We start from the raw sequence: 15,940 nt of genomic DNA, 5'->3' as shown, positions 1-15,940 counted from the left end.
TTGAAGGAGAAGTTTCATGCAGATGAACCCGAACAAAGACACTCAGCTGTGCATGTCCCTGTCAGGGCGCCCAGGCAATTTCGGTCTGCGTTTTCATAACCATTTGTATGAGCAGTTGGGCCTGAATTTCTATTACAAGGCGTTCAGCAGTCAGAATCTGACGGGTGCCGTGGGCGGCATTCGCGCTTTGGGCATTCGCGGTTGCGGCGTGTCGATGCCGTTCAAGGAAGCGTGCATTGCGCTGGTCGATGAGCTGGATGCGTCAGCGGCAGCGATCCAGTCGATCAATACCATCGTCAATACCGACGGCCATCTGAAGGCTTACAACACCGATTACATTGCCGTCGCGCAGTTGCTGGAAACCCACGCGGTGCCCAAGGATTCGACCTTCGCCCTGCGTGGCAGCGGCGGGATGGCCAAAGCGGTGGCCAGCGCCTTGCGCGATGGCGGTTACAAAAACGGTTTGATTGTCGCCCGCAACGAGCGTGCCGGGCGTGCATTGGCGGATTCGCTGGGTTATCGCTGGCAGGCGGAACTGGGCGAGGAGCGTCCACAGATGCTGATCAATGTGACGCCAGTGGGCATGGATGGCGGGCCGGAGGCGGGGCAGTTGGCGTTCGAGCCTCAAGTTATTGCTGCGGCTGAGACGGTATTTGATGTGGTCGCGATTCCGTCGGAGACGCCGCTGATCGTGCGTGCTCGGGCCGAAGGCAAAAAGGTGATTACCGGGCTTGAGGTGATTGCGATTCAGGCGCTGGAGCAGTTTGTCCTGTACACCGGCGTGCGCCCGAATGAAGCTCAGTTTGCGGCGGCGGTGGAGTTTGCCCGGAGCTGATGGGTTGTGGTGGCTGGGCGGGCCTCTTCGCGAGCAGGCTCGCTCCCACAGTTGAATTTTTGTCATACACAGATTGTGTGCTCGCTGTAGATCCCCTGTGGGAGCGAGCCTGCTCGCGAATGCGGTGTGTCATTCAAAAATGATGTAGCTGACAGAACCTCTTCGCGAGCAGGCTCGCTCCCACAATAAAACGGTGGTGGTTATTCGAGGCGGGCCAGGCGCTCTTCCAGCGCTGCGATCCGCGCTTCCAGTTCTTCAATACGCTCAACCGAAACACCACTGCTCGCACCGCGATCCGACGGATTCTGCCGTGCCGCCATGATCGCCTCGATATCCGCCGGATCACCCAGCGCATGGGTGTAACGATCTTCACGTTGCCCGGCCTGGCGCGGAATCAACACGGCCAACCCGCGCGCAATCAAGCGCTCAAGCTGATGCACCACTTGCTCGGTGTCTTCAAATTCATGCATGCGGCCACTGCGGGTCAGCAGCTCATTGACGGTCTGCGGGCCACGCAAAAACATCAAACCGCTGAGAATCACCTGCGCCGGCACCAGTTCCAGTGCCTTGTCGACCTTGTGCTCCCAGCGGTCGGCGCGACTGCCCATCACCAGTTTGGCGAAACCGCGACCTTCCAGTGCGCGCAAGCTCTGCCCGACCTGACCCTGAGTCAGGTTCATCACCGGTTCGCGGCTGGTTTTCTGATTGCACGCCGTGACCAGCGCATTAAGGGTCAGCGGATAGGTTTCCGGACTGGTTGCCTGTTTCTCGATCAACGAGCCGAGGATGCGGATTTCCGTGGCATTGAGCCGTGGCTCGTCGAAGGTGGATTCTGGTTCAGTGGTCATCGCGCGTTCCCTTTGCAGTCGAAGGCGCCTAGCCTAATCCTTGCCAAACAAAAGGCAAGCCGTGTGGTCATCAAGCATGGCTATAATCGCCTCCTTGTTCCACCCAGCCACTACTCGAGACTGCCATGACCATTTCCCTGTACGCCGCATCCGTCCCGGTTTTTCAACAGATGCTCAACGCCCTGAGCGATGTACTGAAAAAGGCTGAAGCCCACGCCACCGAGAAAAACATCGACCCGAACGCCTTCCTGCAGGCACGTCTGTACCCGGACATGTTCCCGCTGACCCGCCAGGTGCAGATCGCTGTCGACTTCGCCAAGGGCGTTTCCTCACGTCTGGCTGAAGTCGAAGTGCCGAAGTACGACGATACCGAAACCACCTTCGCCGAGCTGCAAGCCTTGATCGCCAAGGTGCTGGCCTACATTGGCGAGATCAAGCCAGAGCAGATCGACGGCAAGGAAGGCATCGAAATCGTTACTCGTCCGGGCACGCCAAAAGAGAAGCGCTTCAGTGGCCAGTCGTACTTGCTGACTTATGGCCTGCCGCAGTTCTTCTTCCACGTCACCACTACTTATGCGTTGCTGCGTCATAACGGTGTTGAAGTGGGCAAGCGTGATTACATGGGCGCGTTCTAAATCGCCAGAAGCCCCTCACCCTAGCCCTCTCCCGGAGGGAGAGGGGACTGATCGCGTTGTTTGTTCGGGATACGCCGACCTGAAATATCAAGTCGAACTCAGGTTTTGAACAGCACTCGGTCTGCCCCCTTTCCCCCTCGCCCCCTTGGGGGAGAGGGTTGGGGTGAGGGGGAAAAGATCTCAGTCACAAAAAAGCCCGCCAAGGTTCACACCATGGCGGGCTTTTGATTACAGCGAATATCAAGCCGTGCGTTGGGCTTTCGCTTCTTCACCCAGGCAAGCCGCAGCGGTAAACAGCACATCAGTCGACGAGTTCAGCGCGGTCTCTGCCGAATCCTGCAACACGCCAATAATGAAACCGACCGCCACCACCTGCATGGCAATCTCGCTCGGAATCCCGAACAAGCTGCACGCCAACGGAATCAGCAACAGCGATCCACCCGCCACACCCGACGCGCCACAGGCGCAAATGGCGGCGACAACGCTGAGCAAAATCGCCGTAGGAATATCCACGGCAATACCCAATGTATGCACGGCCGCCAGGGTCAGCACGGTAATGGTGATCGCCGCGCCGGCCATGTTGATGGTCGCGCCCAGCGGAATCGACACCGAGTAAGTGTCTTCATGCAGGCCAAGGCGCTTGCTCAACTCCAGATTCACCGGAATGTTCGCCGCCGAGCTGCGGGTGAAGAACGCGGTGATACCGCTTTCACGCAGGCACTTGAGGGTCAGCGGGTACGGGTTGCGACGCAGCTTCCAGAACACGATCAGCGGGTTCATCACCAGCGCCACGAACAGCATGCAACCGAGCAGCACGGCCAGCAGGTGCGCATAACCGATCAGAGCGCCGAAACCGGAGGTGGCCAGTGTCGAAGCGACCAGACCGAAAATGCCCAGCGGTGCAAAGCGAATCACCACACGCACGATCAAGGTCACGCCGTTGGACAGATCGCCCAGCACTTCGCGGGTGGTGTCACCGGCATGGCGAATCGCGACGCCCATGCCGATCGCCCAGGCCAGAATGCCGATGAAGTTGGCTTCGATCAGCGCCTTCACCGGATTGTCGACCACGCTCAGCAACAGACTTTGCAACACTTCACCAATGCCGCCGGGCGCAGTGACCGCAACGTTCTCGGTGGACAGCACCAGGTGCGACGGGAACGCCATGCTGGCAACGACGGCCACCACTGCTGCGGCGAAGGTACCCAGCAGATAGAGGAACAGAATCGGGCGGATGTGGGTTTCCTGGCCGTGCTTGTGGTTGGCAATAGAGGCCATTACCAGCACGAACACCAGAATCGGCGCGACGGCTTTCAACGCCGACACGAACACTTTGCCAATGAACGCGGTGTCTTTTGCCACTTGCGGGGCGAACATCGCCAGAGCGATACCGGCAATCAGGCCGATCAGGATCTGGGCGACCAGGCTCAGGTTCTTCAGGCGCTGCAATAGAGAAGGGGACGAAGCAGTCATAACGGCATCTCTGATTTTTTATAGGGTGCAAGGTGGCGTGAGGGCGGTGGACATCGGGGGCAGACCACCGTCACGCACCGAAAGGGCTGACGCGAGATCAACGCCAATAAACCGGTCGTTGAATAAGCTGTACGTTTTTCAGGGCGCGGACTTTATCACAGCGTGGGCCTTATCCTTCAGGCCTGTGACGATCTGCCACCGGATCAGGCAACAAAGTCGACAGGTTTGTGCAAGTCAGCCCGGACACACTCTGTTAAGATTGCGCATCCTTATTTTCAAACTCTGCCAGCGGGCCTCCGGGTCAACGCTGGTGTCGTCGTTTTGCTGGAGTTGCGCATGCTGTTGCCCATTCTTCTGTTGTCCGCCGCCGGGTTCACGGTGCTGACCACGGAATTCGTCATCGTCGGCCTGTTGCCGGCGATTGCCCGAGACCTCGCAGTCACCATCCCGCAGGCCGGGCTGCTGGTGACGCTGTTCGCTTTTACCGTGGCGATGTTCGGGCCTTTCCTGACCGCATATTTCGCCCGCTTCGAGCGGCGCAAACTGTTTATCAGCATCCTGATCATGTTTGGCCTGGCCAATACCGTGGCGGCGTTGGCGCCGAACATCTGGGTGATGGCAATTGCCCGATTGATTCCGGCGCTCGGTCTGCCGGTGTTTTGGGCCTTGGCCAGTGAGACGGCAGTGGACATCGTCGGCCCGGATTTCGCCGGTCGTGCGATCGCCAAAATCGGCTTCGGCATTGTCTGCGCCACGGTGTTCGGCATTCCGGTCGGCACGCTGATTTCCGACGCCTTCGGCTGGCGCAGTGCCTTTGGCATTCTGGCGGTGATAGCCTTTGCCAAGGCTTTGTTGCTGTTTGTCTACTTGCCGAAAACCAGCCTGCACCAGCATCAGGTCAGCTTCCGCTCGCAGTTCAAGATCCTGCGCAGCCCGTTGATGATCGGCCATATCCTGCTGTCGATTCTGGTGTTCAGCGGCATGTTTACTGCTTACACGTATCTGGCCGACATTCTTGAGCGCCTCGCCGGCTTCAACGGCACCGTGGTCGGTTGGTGCCTGATGGCCTTCGGCGCGGTCGGGTTGATCGGCAACTCGCTGGGTGGTCGTGCGGTCGACCGCCATCCGTTGGGGGCATCGGTGTTGTTCTGTGCGTTCATGATTGCCGGCATGGTCTCGCTGGTGCCGAACATTCATTCGCCGCTGGGGCTGGCGGTGGCGATGGGGATCTGGGGTATCACCCAGGCCGCGTTGTTCCTGGTCAGCCATGTGCGCCTGATGAAAGCCGCGCCGGAAGCGCCGGCCTTTGCTGCTTCGCTGAACATCGCCGGGGCCAATCTGGGGATCGGTCTGGGCGCCATTGTCGGTGGCCGGGTCATCGACAGTGCGGGTCTGGGCTTCCTCGGCTTTGCCGCCGCCGGCTTCATTCTGCTGTCGGTGTTCCTCGCCATGGTGTTGATGACGCTCAAGCCGCGCGAAATGTGCGCCGAGGCCTCATAACGCAGTAAACAGCTCGCGTCGGGCACCTTCGGTAATCGCAACGATGCCGGGGTGCTTGACCTTGCGCTCCACCGAAATGGCATAGAACGACTCGGTCACCGCGTCGGTCTGGCCAATCAGCTCGACGCCGTACTGGCGCTTCACTTCATCGGCAATCACGCTCGGGCCGATAAAAATCCCGCTGCCGGATTGGCCGAACGCCTGCATCAAGGCACTGTCATCAAACTCGCCGACGATTTGCGGCTGGATCTGCTGCTCGGCAAACCAGCGCTGCAAGCGGCTGCGCACCACGGTTTCCGGCCCGGGAATCAATAGCGGTGCGCCGTGCAGGCTGCGCGGGAAGTCCTGACCGTATCTGGCTGCCAGTTCCGGGGTGGCGAAGAAACTGATCCCGCACTCGCCGAGCTTCTGGCTGTAGCCCTTGATATCGAGGTGCGAGGGCATCGGGCTGTCGGAAATCACCAGGTCCAGACGCTGGATGGCCAGATCGGCCAGCAAGCGTTCGAGTTTGTCTTCGCGGCAGGTGATGCGCAGCGGCTCGTTCAGCTCCATGGTCGGCGCAATCAGGCGGTAGACGATGGATTTCGGCACCACATCCGCCACGCCAACGCGGAACAGAATCTGCTGTTCGTTGGGCTGGGCGCGCAGCATCAGTTCCAGTTCGCCGCCGAGCTGGAACATCTGCTCGGCGTAGGGCAGGGCTTGTCGCCCGGCTTCGGTCAACTCCAGTTGCCGGCCTACGCGTCTGAATAACTCGATGCCATAAGTCTGTTCGAGCAGGGAAATCTGCCCGCTGATGGTCTGTGGTGTCAGGTTCAGTTGCTCGCAGGCGCGCACGATGCTGCCGGTCTTGGCCACGACCCAGAAGTAATGCAGTTGTCGGTAGTTGAGCATGGCGGTCTACAGTTCGTGAAAATCGAAGTATAGCCGCTAAAAATACGAATTTTCCTGAAGTGTTTGTCTCCCTAGAATGCCCAGCCATCGACGGCCGGTCTGTGAGCCTGTCTGTTCATTCGAAGGAAACTTTATGAAATACACAATCCCAGCATTGATGTTTACGTCTTTACTGCTTCTGGCCGGTTGCGATCAGGCTGAAAAAAGCGCCCAGCAACTGATGGGCAAAGCCGCCGAAAGCGCCAAGCAAGCGATCGACGACACGCACAAGGCCGCCGAACAAGCCCTGAGTGATGCCACCGGCGGGTTGATCGAGAAGAAAGAAACACCGGAAAAAGACGCGGAAAACTCCGAATCTTCCTCCAAGACCATCTAATTCGTCTTACACAGAGTCAGGACTGACCCATGGAATATCTGTTACAGCTCGCCGCCAGCCCCACCGCTTGGGTTGCTTTGGCCACATTGGTGGTGATGGAAATCGTGCTCGGCATCGATAACCTGATCTTTATCTCGATCCTGACCAACAAATTGCCCAAGCAGTACCAGCAGAAGGCGCGCCGGATCGGTATCGGCATGGCGTTGATCCTGCGTCTGGCGCTGTTGAGCACCATCGCCTTCATCGTGCAGTTGACCGCGCCGGTGATCGAGATTCTTGGCCAGGCCTTCTCCTGGAAAGACATGATCCTGATCGCCGGTGGTCTGTTCCTGGTCTGGAAAGCCACGACCGAGATCCATCACAGCATGGACCCGGCACCGGAAGATCCGAAGTCGGCGACCTCGACGGTTACCCTGGGTTTCGCTGCCGCTATTGGCCAGATCCTGATGCTCGACATGGTGTTCTCGATCGACAGCATCATTACTGCGGTCGGCATGACCGAACACTTGCCGATCATGATCATCGCGGTGGTGGTGTCGGTGCTGGTGATGCTGTTTGCCGCTGAACCGCTGGCCAAGTTCATCAACGACAACCCGACGGTGGTGATGCTGGCTCTGGGCTTCCTGATCATGATCGGTATGACCCTGATCGCCGAAGGCTTCGGCGCCCATGTACCGAAAGGTTATGTGTATGCAGCGATGGCATTCTCGGCTTCGATTGAAGTGCTGAACATGATGTCTCGCAGGGCTAGGCAGAAGAAGTTGGCTGAGCAGGTGTAACTGCTGAAAGTACAAAAACCGCCTGAACTCTTAGGGATCAGGCGGTTTTTTTTGATTCGAGATTTGCCGTGTCGAATAGAACCAGCCCCTCACCCCAGCCCTCTCCCGAGGGAGAGGGAGCCGATCTGCGTGGTTTTTAAACCTGAGTTCGGCTCGATATCTCAGGTCGATGTACTTCTCAATAGCGACTCGGTCAGTCCCCTCTCCCTCGGGGAGAGGGCTAGGGTGAGGGGCTTTTCGCTTTTGATGTTGAACCTCAGTGCGCAGTAGCATGCCTCACGCGGTGTTCCTCGGCTTTCTCAGCCGCAGCAGGCTGAACCGGATGGTGATGATGGCGCCGCGAAATCCGTAGCACCCCCCACAACATGGCGGCAGCCACGGCCAGCCAGCCGGCAATCAACATCACAATAGTCATGGTCAGGCTCATCAGTGCCTCCTCTTCGCCCTGCTTCGGGCACCCACTTTTTCAATTCGCTCTGTTTCAGTGACAGTCTAGACAATGGGGTGTTGCAGACTATTGACCAAAGGTCGGTGGCGACCAATCAGTTTGCTCTATGCAATCGAAGTGTCTGCCGCTTAAGGCTATACCGCAGCCTGGCGCGGCCCTATGATCGCAGGCGTTGCCGGAACACGATGACCGGCGTCTGAACAGAGAGTGACGATGGTGCAGGTATTTTCTCGAATTCGTGCGGCGCTGCTGGTGGCCGGTTGCGCGGCGGTGTTGGCCGGATGTGCAGGCAGTGTGGCGCCCGAGGTCAAGCGTCTGCCGGAGCGAGTTGAACTGAGCGGTACGTTCTATCGCGGCGAAGCCAATCAGAGCGGGCCGCAAGTGCTGGCCAGTCTCCTGTCGCAGCAAGGCATCGTGATCACCCCGGGCTTGCTGGAAAAACCACTGCACCTGCCGGGCGCCGAAGACAAACTGCAGCAGAATATCCAGAACCTTGCCCGCGACTACGGCATGGTGGTTTATCCCCTGGACAGCAATCTTCCTGCGCTGTTGACGCAAGTGGCGGCGGGTTATCCGGTGATGGTGCGTTTCAGCGAGGGTTCGGCGTTCTGGGCCGAGTCGCGGTACGCGATCCTGTCCGGTTATGACCGCAACAAACAGAAGGTACTGCTGCGCGCCGGCATGAACCGCCGCGAATTGATGAGTTTCAGTTCCTTTGAATCGGCGCTGGAAAAGTCTGGTGGCTGGGCCGTGCTGATTCAGAAGCCGTCGCAGATTCCGGCAGCCGTCGACCGGCAACGCTGGCTCAAAGCGGCCGATGAACTGGCCCAGGCCGGTCAGGAAAATGAAGCCGCGCAGGCGCGCAAGGCCCTGACGGCGCACTGAGTTCCCGTTCGTCATCTGCCGGGCACCACGGCGCCCGGCACGCCTCCTATCTATAGAGCCCGTTGTTTGCGGGTGAATCAGGAGGCGAACATGGCAGATTCCCCATCCCCGAAAGGGCCGCATTCGACCGAACATTCTTCGGGTCATGATCTGGGCTTTGACCCGGATTCGCCGGATGTTGACGATCCGCAAGTCGACCCGGTGGGCCCAGCCAAAGCGCCGAAAGACGTGAAGCCTGGTGAGGACGACAAGAAACCGGCCAAACCTTATGACCCGTTAGCCAATCTGAAACCTTGATGTGAGGTGCGTATGAGTACCGATTCAAGCTTCGATGACCAAAAACCGGACAGCGTACCTACAACGCCGGAGCCAGAGATTGATCCGGTGCTGGATCCGGACAGCCCGATGCGTGACCCGATGGCTCGGCCTAATGTGCTGACACCCGAGCCTGCACGGGATCCGAGTGCAGGCGATGGCATTCCCGATGACGACAAGATGCCGCTGCCGAATGACTGATTTACAGGTGAAAAAAAGCCCCGAGGATTCGGGGCTTTTTCTTGTGCGACGGATTACTTGGAAGCTTCAACCACACCGCTCTGGCGCGACTTGAGGTTTTTCTCGGCCTTGTATTGCTGAGCCACTGCAGGAACGTTGGCGCTCCTGCCAGTTTCCACCCAACTGCGAATACGGCTGGCATCGGCAAAGTGGGTGTACTTGCCGAACGCGTCGAGAATTACCAACGCGACCGGGCGATTGCCCATTTTCGTCACCAGCACCAGGCAATGACCGGCGGGGTTGGTGAAGCCGGTTTTGGTGATCTTGATGTCCCAGTCGGCTTTATTGACCAAGTGATCGGTATTGCGGAAACCCAGGGTGTAATTGGGTTTGCGGAACGACACGGTCTTTTCCTTGGTAGTGCTGAGTTCGCTGAGTAGCGGGTACTTATGCGCGGCCACCAGCAGCTTGCTCAGGTCGCGGGCGGTGGAAACGTTACGCTCCGACAGGCCTGTCGGCTCGACGAAGTGCGTACTGGTCATGCCCAGTGCCTTGGCCTTGGCATTCATCGCCGCGATAAAGGCGGCGTAACCGCCCGGATAGTGGTGCGCAAGGCTGGCAGCCGCGCGGTTCTCCGAAGACATCAAGGCGATCAGCAACATCTCGCGACGCGGCAGTTCACTCTTGAGTTTGACTCGGGAGAACACACCCCTCATTTCCGGTGTGTTGCTGATATCGACATTGATCCATTCGTCCATGTTCTGCCGGGCTTCAACCACAACCAGTCCGGTCATCAACTTGCTGACAGAGGCGATCGGCACGATCACGTCAGGGTTGCTGGAGTAGATGACTTTATTGGTCTGCATATCCATGAGCAGTGCGCTGCCGGAGGCGATCTTCAGGGTCGAAGCGTCACGTGGGGCAGCGGTGGTTTCCGCAGCGTTGATCGTTGGCGTGATGAAAGTGCCTGAAACTGCAAAAAACAGGCTCAGAATCGAGAGACGAATTTTCACGCGGGCGAACTCACAAAGGTTGGATATTCCGTTAGTTTGTAACGGGTTATTTCTTCAAAGCGTCGCATTCTAGGAGTATGGCTGAAGATCTGTCGATGGTTGTTTGAGTGACCTGAAAATCTCGTGAAAAGGCCTGTAAAAAGAGGGGTTTCCGGCGAACGGTTACAGTTTTTTCTCAGGCATGAAAAAACCCGCACAAGGCGGGTTTTTCTTATTGCTGAAAGTACCGATCAGGCGTGCAGGGTTTCTGCCGCATAAAGGGTGTTTTCCAGCAGGCAGGCACGGGTCATCGGACCGACGCCGCCCGGCACCGGAGTGATCCAGCCAGCGCGGGGCAGGGCGGTTTCGTAAACAACGTCACCGACCAGTTTGCCGTCGTCCTGACGGTTGATGCCGACGTCGATCACGATCGCGCCTTCCTTGATCCACTCGCCTTTGACCAGGCCCGGCTTGCCGGCGGCCACTACCACCAGATCGGCACGACCGACGTGGCCGGCCAGATCCTTGGTGAAGCGGTGAGTCACGGTCACGGTGCAGCCGGCCAGCAGCAATTCCATCGCCATCGGGCGACCGACGATGTTGGAAGCGCCGACAACCACTGCGTCCATGCCATAAAGATCAGCACCGGTGCTTTCCAGCAGCGTCATGATGCCTTTAGGTGTGCATGGACGCAGCAGCGGAATGCGCTGGGCCAAGCGGCCGACGTTATAAGGATGGAAGCCGTCGACGTCTTTGTCCGGGCGGATACGCTCCAGCAGTTTGGAGGCGTCCAGGTGCTCGGGCAGTGGCAACTGAAGCAGGATGCCGTCGATTGCAGGGTCGTCATTGAGGCGATCGATCAGATCGGTCAGCGCGTCTTGCGTGGTGTCGGAGGGCAGGTCGTAGGCTTGAGAGAGGAAGCCAACCTCTTCACAGTCTTTACGCTTGTGCGAGACATAAACCTGAGAGGCAGGATCGCTGCCGACCAGGATCACCGCGAGGCCGGGAGTGCGCAGGCCTTGCTGGCGACGCTCGGCAACTCGTTGGGCGATCTGCTGGCGCAGGCTGGCGGCGATCGATTTGCCGTCGATTAGTTGTGCAGTCATTGCGCGTGATTAACCATCGAGAGGGGAAAAAATGAGAACGCATTCTCGCATGTCGAGCGGTGAGGGCAAAGGCGCTTGGTCAGCAAATTCCTCTAACTCCTTTAATTAAATGAATTTTTTTCAAAAAGGATTTGACGACCTTCGGAGCGCTCTATACTATTCGTCGCACTTGTCGGGCACAGCCTAGCACTGGTTAAGAAGGTGAAGCGGAATCAAGGTTCTTCGACACTGGAAAGCACTTAGTTTGTAGTCCTTTAAGAGTACAGATTAATAAGGCGCCCGTAGCTCAGCTGGATAGAGCATCCGCCTTCTAAGCGGATGGTCGCAGGTTCGAGTCCTGCCGGGTGCGCCATTAGGCAGCTTTGGCACAAGTAACGCGATATGGTGGGCGTAGCTCAGTTGGTAGAGCACGGGATTGTGACTCCCGTTGTCGTGGGTTCGATCCCCATCGTCCACCCCATATTTCGAAAGGCGCCAGATGTAACAGTCTGGCGCCTTTGCTTTAAAGCTTCACCTGCGGATGTGGTGGAATTGGTAGACACACTGGATTTAGGTTCCAGCGCCGCGAGGCGTAAGAGTTCGAGTCTCTTCATCCGCACCAATTAAAGCTTCATTCATGTCTTCGGGCTGGTGAGGTTCCAACAAAGAAGTTGTTTGGCTTTTTTGTTACGCAATATGGTGGGCGTAGCTCAGTTGGTAGAGCACGGGATTGTGACTCCCGTTGTCGTGGGTTCGATCCCCATCGTCCACCCCATATTTCGAAAGGCGCCAGATTTAACAGTCTGGCGCCTTTTTTGTTTTAGCGGTTCTGAAAACCGGCGATTGTCGGTTTCCAGGTGCAAGGGCAGGGCGCTTCGTCGTATTTATGTTGCTCGATGATGCAGCGCTGCTCGCCGGGCTTGCTTGCAAGAACGGCCGTCAGGGAGTGATTGGCAGTCTCTTCTATATATAGAAGCGGTTGGCGCAGAGCCCTGGCGAGATTGGTTGTATTCGCCTGTGGGGCGCGCTGCACTAGTGTGGCGGTCCCGATAAAATGCCTGCTGTTTTTTTACCCGTTTTCAGTAGGGTGACTTCTTGAGTTTGACCCACTAGAATGCATGCCCTTGATTCTGGGGTCGGAAACGGCCGGCTAACGTCTGTGCAACGAGGAATATCCATGCAAGTTTCTGTTGAAAATACTACTGCTCTCGAGCGCCGCATGAGCGTCACCGTGCCGGCTGAGCGCATCGAGACTCAGGTCAACAAGCGTCTGCAGCAGACTGCCCAAAAGGCCAAGATTGCTGGCTTCCGTCCAGGCAAAGTGCCAATGAGCGAAATCAAGCGCCGTTTCGGTGCTGATGCTCGCCAGGAAGCTGTAGGCGACGTGATCCAGTCCTCCTTCTACGAAGCTGTGGTTGAGCAGAAGCTGAACCCTGCTGGTTCGCCATCGATCGAGCCTAAGTCGCTCGAAGCTGGCAAGGATCTGGAATACGTTGCTGTATTCGAAGTGTTCCCTGAGTTCACCGTTGCCGGTTTCGAAGGCATCACCGTTGAGCGCCTGAGCGCTGACGTGGCTGACGCTGACCTGGACAAAATGCTCGACATCCTGCGCAAGCAGAACACTCGTTTTGAAGTGGCCGATCGCGCTGCCCAGAACGAAGACCAGCTGAACATCGATTTCGTGGGCAAGGTTGACGGCGAAGTCTTCGCTGGCGGCTCCGCCAAAGGCACTCAGCTGGTACTGGGTTCCGGCCGCATGATCCCGGGCTTCGAAGAAGGCCTGGTTGGCGCCAAAGCCGGCGAAGAGCGCGTTCTGAATCTGACCTTCCCTGAGGACTATCAGAACCTGGACCTGGCTGGCAAAACCGCCGAGTTCACCGTGACCGTCAACACTGTGTCCGAGCCTAAGCTGCCAGAGCTGAACGAAGAGTTCTTCGCTCAATTCGGCATCAAGGAAAGCGGCATCGACGGTTTCCGCACCGAAGTTCGCAAGAACATGGAGCGTGAACTGCGTCAGGCGATCAAATCCAAGGTCAAGAATCAGGTAATGGACGGTCTGCTGGCCACCAACCCGATCGAAGTGCCTAAGGCTCTGCTGTCCAACGAAGTTGACCGTCTGCGCGTGCAGGCTGTTCAGCAGTTCGGCGGCAACATCAAGCCTGATCAACTGCCGGCCGAGCTGTTCGAAGAGCAAGCCAAGCGCCGCGTCGTGCTGGGTCTGATCGTGGCCGAAGTGGTCAAGCAGTTCGACCTGAAGCCTGACGAAGCTCGCGTTCGCGAAATGATTCAGGAAATGGCTTCGGCTTACCAGGAGCCTGAGCAGGTTGTGTCGTGGTACTACAAGAACGAGCAGCAACTGAACGAAGTGCGTTCGGTTGTGCTGGAAGAACAAGTTGTGGATACTGTTCTGCAGAAAGCTAGTGTGACCGACAAAGCGGTCTCTTACGAAGAAGCAGTCAAGCCGGTAGAAGCTCCAAAAGCCGACTGATTGATTCCGCGTTAAGAAGTACACACCATAAGCCAGCTCTCGAGCTGGCTTATGCGTATTCAAGACATAACTATTTGGGAGCGACTGCAGAGCATGTTCCGTAATTCTTATATTCAGCAGAACTCTGATATCCAGGCCGCCGGCGGCCTGGTCCCGATGGTTGTCGAGCAATCTGCTCGTGGCGAACGCGCCTATGACATCTATTCGCGCCTGCTCAAGGAGCGAGTGATCTTTCTGGTTGGTCCGGTAGAGGACTACATGGCCAACCTGATCTGCGCGCAACTGCTGTTCCTTGAAGCGGAAAACCCGGACAAGGACATCCATCTCTACATCAACTCTCCGGGCGGTTCGGTGACAGCGGGCATGTCGATCTACGACACCATGCAGTTCATCAAGCCGAACGTATCGACCACCTGCATCGGTCAGGCTTGCAGCATGGGCGCGTTCCTGCTGACTGCAGGTGCCCCGGGCAAGCGTTTCTGCCTGCCGAACTCGCGCGTGATGATTCACCAGCCACTGGGCGGTTTCCAGGGCCAGGCGTCGGACATCGAAATCCACGCCAAGGAAATCCTCTTCATTCGCGAGCGTCTGAACACGCTGATGGCCAAGCACAGCGGGCGTACTCTGGAAGAAATCGAGCGCGATACCAATCGCGACAACTTCATGAGTGCAGAAGCTGCGAAGGAATATGGCCTGATCGACGAAGTGATCAACCAGCGCCCAGCTTAAAATAAGCAGCTCAAAATAGGCTTGGTCGGCTTGTCTGATCAGCGGCGGGCTTGAAAAAGCCCGCAATAGCCTTCATCTTGTGTTGCAAGCCTATCGGATTTGGATCGAACGAATGACTGACACCCGCAACGGCGAGGACAACGGCAAGCTGCTCTATTGCTCCTTCTGTGGCAAAAGCCAGCATGAAGTGCGCAAATTGATTGCCGGCCCCTCGGTCTTTATCTGCGACGAGTGCGTCGACCTGTGCAATGACATCATCCGTGAGGAGGTGCAGGAAGCCCAGGCCGAAAGCAGCGCGCATAAATTGCCTTCGCCTAAAGAAATCAGCGGCATCCTTGACCAGTACGTCATTGGTCAGGAGCGTGCGAAAAAGGTTTTGGCCGTAGCGGTGTACAACCACTACAAGCGCCTGAACCAGCGTGACAAAAAGGCTGACGACGTCGAACTCGGCAAGAGCAACATCCTGCTGATCGGCCCGACAGGCTCCGGTAAAACCCTGCTGGCCGAAACACTGGCCCGCTTGCTGAACGTTCCGTTCACCATCGCCGACGCAACTACCCTCACCGAGGCGGGTTATGTAGGTGAAGATGTCGAGAACATCATTCAGAAGCTGCTGCAGAAGTGCGATTACGACGTAGAAAAGGCCCAGATGGGTATTGTCTACATCGATGAAATCGACAAGATTTCCCGCAAGTCCGACAACCCGTCGATCACCCGGGACGTTTCCGGTGAAGGCGTGCAGCAGGCCTTGCTCAAGTTGATCGAAGGCACGGTCGCTTCCGTACCGCCGCAAGGTGGCCGCAAGCATCCGCAGCAGGAATTCCTGCAGGTCGACACCCGTAACATCCTGTTCATCTGTGGTGGTGCGTTCTCCGGTCTGGAAAAGGTTATTCAAAACCGTTCCACCAAGGGCGGCATCGGCTTCAACGCAGAAGTGCGCAGCAAGGAAGAAGGCAAGAAAGTCGGTGAATCCCTGCGTGAAGTCGAGCCTGACGATCTGGTCAAGTTCGGTCTGATCCCGGAATTCGTCGGTCGTCTGCCGGTCCTCGCCACGCTGGACGAACTCGACGAGGCTGCGTTGATGCAGATCCTCACCGAGCCGAAAAATGCTTTGACCAAACAGTATGCCAAGCTGTTCGAGATGGAAGGCGTGGATCTGGAGTTCCGCACAGACGCGCTGAAATCGGTCGCCAAGCGTGCCCTGGAGCGTAAAACCGGTGCCCGTGGCCTGCGTTCGATTCTCGAAGGTGTACTGCTCGATACGATGTATGAAATCCCCTCGCAGTCCGAGGTGAGCAAAGTCGTGATCGATGAAAGCGTGATCGAAGGCAAGTCCAAGCCACTGTATATCTACGAAAACAGTGAGCCGACGGCCAAGGCAGCGCCGGACGCGTAAGCGTCCAGTCTGCTGGAATAAAGAAGGGGCCTTCGGGCCTCTTTTTTTTTATGTCGTTTTTTACACCCGCTTTGCGCTTGTT

The 15,940-nt window shown here is 57.4% G+C and carries 17 protein-coding genes and 4 tRNA genes; 15 read left to right on the top strand and 6 right to left on the bottom strand.

Features of this window, described 5'->3' with window-relative positions; all coding sequences use genetic code 11:
- The first annotated feature begins 16 nt into the window (after positions 1–16).
- Positions 17–835, top strand: coding sequence for a shikimate 5-dehydrogenase (locus AB4N44_RS07005; protein ID WP_150751145.1), 819 nt, complete (start codon positions 17–19; stop codon positions 833–835).
- Positions 836–1,035: 200 nt separating this feature from the next.
- Here AB4N44_RS07005 and AB4N44_RS07000 read toward each other — a convergent pair whose 3' ends face one another.
- Complete coding sequence (locus tag AB4N44_RS07000) at positions 1,036–1,683, bottom strand: YceH family protein (RefSeq protein ID WP_110719311.1); 648 nt, start codon at positions 1,681–1,683, stop codon at positions 1,036–1,038.
- A 125-nt stretch (positions 1,684–1,808) separates the two neighbouring features.
- On the opposite strand from AB4N44_RS07000, the gene AB4N44_RS06995 reads away from it, so the two are divergent.
- Positions 1,809–2,318, top strand: a complete 510-nt coding sequence (locus tag AB4N44_RS06995) for a DUF1993 domain-containing protein (protein ID WP_150652255.1) — start codon at positions 1,809–1,811, stop codon at positions 2,316–2,318.
- A gap of 240 nt (positions 2,319–2,558) precedes the next feature.
- On the opposite strand, the gene sstT is transcribed toward AB4N44_RS06995, so the two are convergent.
- Positions 2,559–3,791 carry a serine/threonine transporter SstT gene (gene sstT, locus AB4N44_RS06990; RefSeq protein ID WP_141128110.1) on the bottom strand — a complete coding sequence of 411 codons (1,233 nt, stop codon included), beginning with the start codon at positions 3,789–3,791 and terminating at the stop codon, positions 2,559–2,561.
- A gap of 336 nt (positions 3,792–4,127) precedes the next feature.
- Here sstT and AB4N44_RS06985 point away from each other — a divergent pair, with 336 nt between their 5' ends.
- Positions 4,128–5,291 carry an MFS transporter gene (locus tag AB4N44_RS06985; RefSeq protein WP_127929020.1) on the top strand — a complete coding sequence of 388 codons (1,164 nt, stop codon included), beginning with the start codon at positions 4,128–4,130 and terminating at the stop codon, positions 5,289–5,291.
- On the opposite strand, the gene nhaR is transcribed toward AB4N44_RS06985, so the two are convergent.
- On the bottom strand, positions 5,286–6,185 hold the full coding sequence (nhaR, locus tag AB4N44_RS06980) for a transcriptional activator NhaR (RefSeq protein ID WP_127929019.1): 900 nt from the start codon (positions 6,183–6,185) through the stop codon (positions 5,286–5,288). The genes AB4N44_RS06985 and nhaR overlap by 6 nt on opposite strands.
- A gap of 133 nt (positions 6,186–6,318) precedes the next feature.
- On the opposite strand from nhaR, the gene AB4N44_RS06975 reads away from it, so the two are divergent.
- A complete protein-coding gene (locus tag AB4N44_RS06975) occupies positions 6,319–6,561 on the top strand; it encodes a hypothetical protein (protein WP_034154673.1) in 243 nt (80 codons plus the stop codon).
- A gap of 29 nt (positions 6,562–6,590) precedes the next feature.
- Positions 6,591–7,340, top strand: coding sequence for a TerC family protein (locus AB4N44_RS06970; RefSeq protein WP_150751142.1), 750 nt, complete (start codon positions 6,591–6,593; stop codon positions 7,338–7,340).
- A 256-nt stretch (positions 7,341–7,596) separates the two neighbouring features.
- On the opposite strand, the gene AB4N44_RS06965 is transcribed toward AB4N44_RS06970, so the two are convergent.
- On the bottom strand, positions 7,597–7,767 hold the full coding sequence (locus AB4N44_RS06965; protein ID WP_191629857.1) for a hypothetical protein: 171 nt from the start codon (positions 7,765–7,767) through the stop codon (positions 7,597–7,599).
- Positions 7,768–8,001: 234 nt separating this feature from the next.
- Here AB4N44_RS06965 and AB4N44_RS06960 point away from each other — a divergent pair, with 234 nt between their 5' ends.
- The 3 genes from AB4N44_RS06960 to AB4N44_RS06950 all read left to right on the top strand — a co-directional run bounded on the left by AB4N44_RS06960 (position 8,002) and on the right by AB4N44_RS06950 (position 9,189).
- A complete protein-coding gene (locus tag AB4N44_RS06960) occupies positions 8,002–8,673 on the top strand; it encodes a peptidase C39 family protein (protein WP_460109572.1) in 672 nt (223 codons plus the stop codon).
- Positions 8,674–8,763: 90 nt separating this feature from the next.
- A complete protein-coding gene (locus AB4N44_RS06955; protein ID WP_127929016.1) occupies positions 8,764–8,970 on the top strand; it encodes a DUF6021 family protein in 207 nt (68 codons plus the stop codon).
- 12 nt (positions 8,971–8,982) lie between these two features.
- Positions 8,983–9,189 (top strand): hypothetical protein, encoded by a 207-nt coding sequence (locus tag AB4N44_RS06950; protein ID WP_127929015.1) that lies wholly within the window; start codon positions 8,983–8,985, stop codon positions 9,187–9,189.
- A 53-nt stretch (positions 9,190–9,242) separates the two neighbouring features.
- On the opposite strand, the gene pbpG is transcribed toward AB4N44_RS06950, so the two are convergent.
- Both pbpG and folD read right to left on the bottom strand, forming a co-directional pair.
- Entirely contained in the window at positions 9,243–10,181 is a 939-nt protein-coding gene (pbpG, locus tag AB4N44_RS06945) for a D-alanyl-D-alanine endopeptidase (protein WP_127929014.1), read from the bottom strand.
- Positions 10,182–10,411: 230 nt separating this feature from the next.
- The gene (gene folD / locus AB4N44_RS06940) at positions 10,412–11,266 is read right to left on the bottom strand and encodes a bifunctional methylenetetrahydrofolate dehydrogenase/methenyltetrahydrofolate cyclohydrolase FolD (protein ID WP_038362797.1); all 855 of its coding nucleotides are present in this window, start codon (positions 11,264–11,266) and stop codon (positions 10,412–10,414) included.
- A gap of 275 nt (positions 11,267–11,541) precedes the next feature.
- Between folD and AB4N44_RS06935 the strand changes: the two genes are divergently transcribed.
- The 7 genes from AB4N44_RS06935 (at position 11,542) to clpX (ending at position 15,858) form a co-directional block, all read left to right on the top strand.
- A tRNA-Arg gene (locus tag AB4N44_RS06935) sits at positions 11,542–11,618 on the top strand.
- A gap of 32 nt (positions 11,619–11,650) precedes the next feature.
- Positions 11,651–11,726: transfer RNA gene (locus tag AB4N44_RS06930), tRNA-His, on the top strand.
- Between the two features lie 56 nt (positions 11,727–11,782).
- Positions 11,783–11,867 (top strand) — tRNA-Leu (locus AB4N44_RS06925).
- Positions 11,868–11,944: 77 nt separating this feature from the next.
- Positions 11,945–12,020, top strand: a tRNA-His gene (locus AB4N44_RS06920).
- A gap of 402 nt (positions 12,021–12,422) precedes the next feature.
- Positions 12,423–13,733 (top strand): trigger factor, encoded by a 1,311-nt coding sequence (gene tig, locus AB4N44_RS06915; RefSeq protein ID WP_127929013.1) that lies wholly within the window; start codon positions 12,423–12,425, stop codon positions 13,731–13,733.
- Between the two features lie 93 nt (positions 13,734–13,826).
- On the top strand, positions 13,827–14,462 hold the full coding sequence (clpP, locus tag AB4N44_RS06910) for an ATP-dependent Clp endopeptidase proteolytic subunit ClpP (protein ID WP_007951559.1): 636 nt from the start codon (positions 13,827–13,829) through the stop codon (positions 14,460–14,462).
- A gap of 112 nt (positions 14,463–14,574) precedes the next feature.
- Complete coding sequence (gene clpX / locus AB4N44_RS06905; RefSeq protein WP_003223632.1) at positions 14,575–15,858, top strand: ATP-dependent Clp protease ATP-binding subunit ClpX; 1,284 nt, start codon at positions 14,575–14,577, stop codon at positions 15,856–15,858.
- Positions 15,859–15,940 lie beyond the last annotated feature (82 nt).

The organism is Pseudomonas sp. S3_C06 (genome assembly GCF_054667675.1).
The sequence above is the reverse complement of the archived record's forward strand: the minus strand, read 5'-3'. Positions and strand labels throughout refer to the sequence as shown.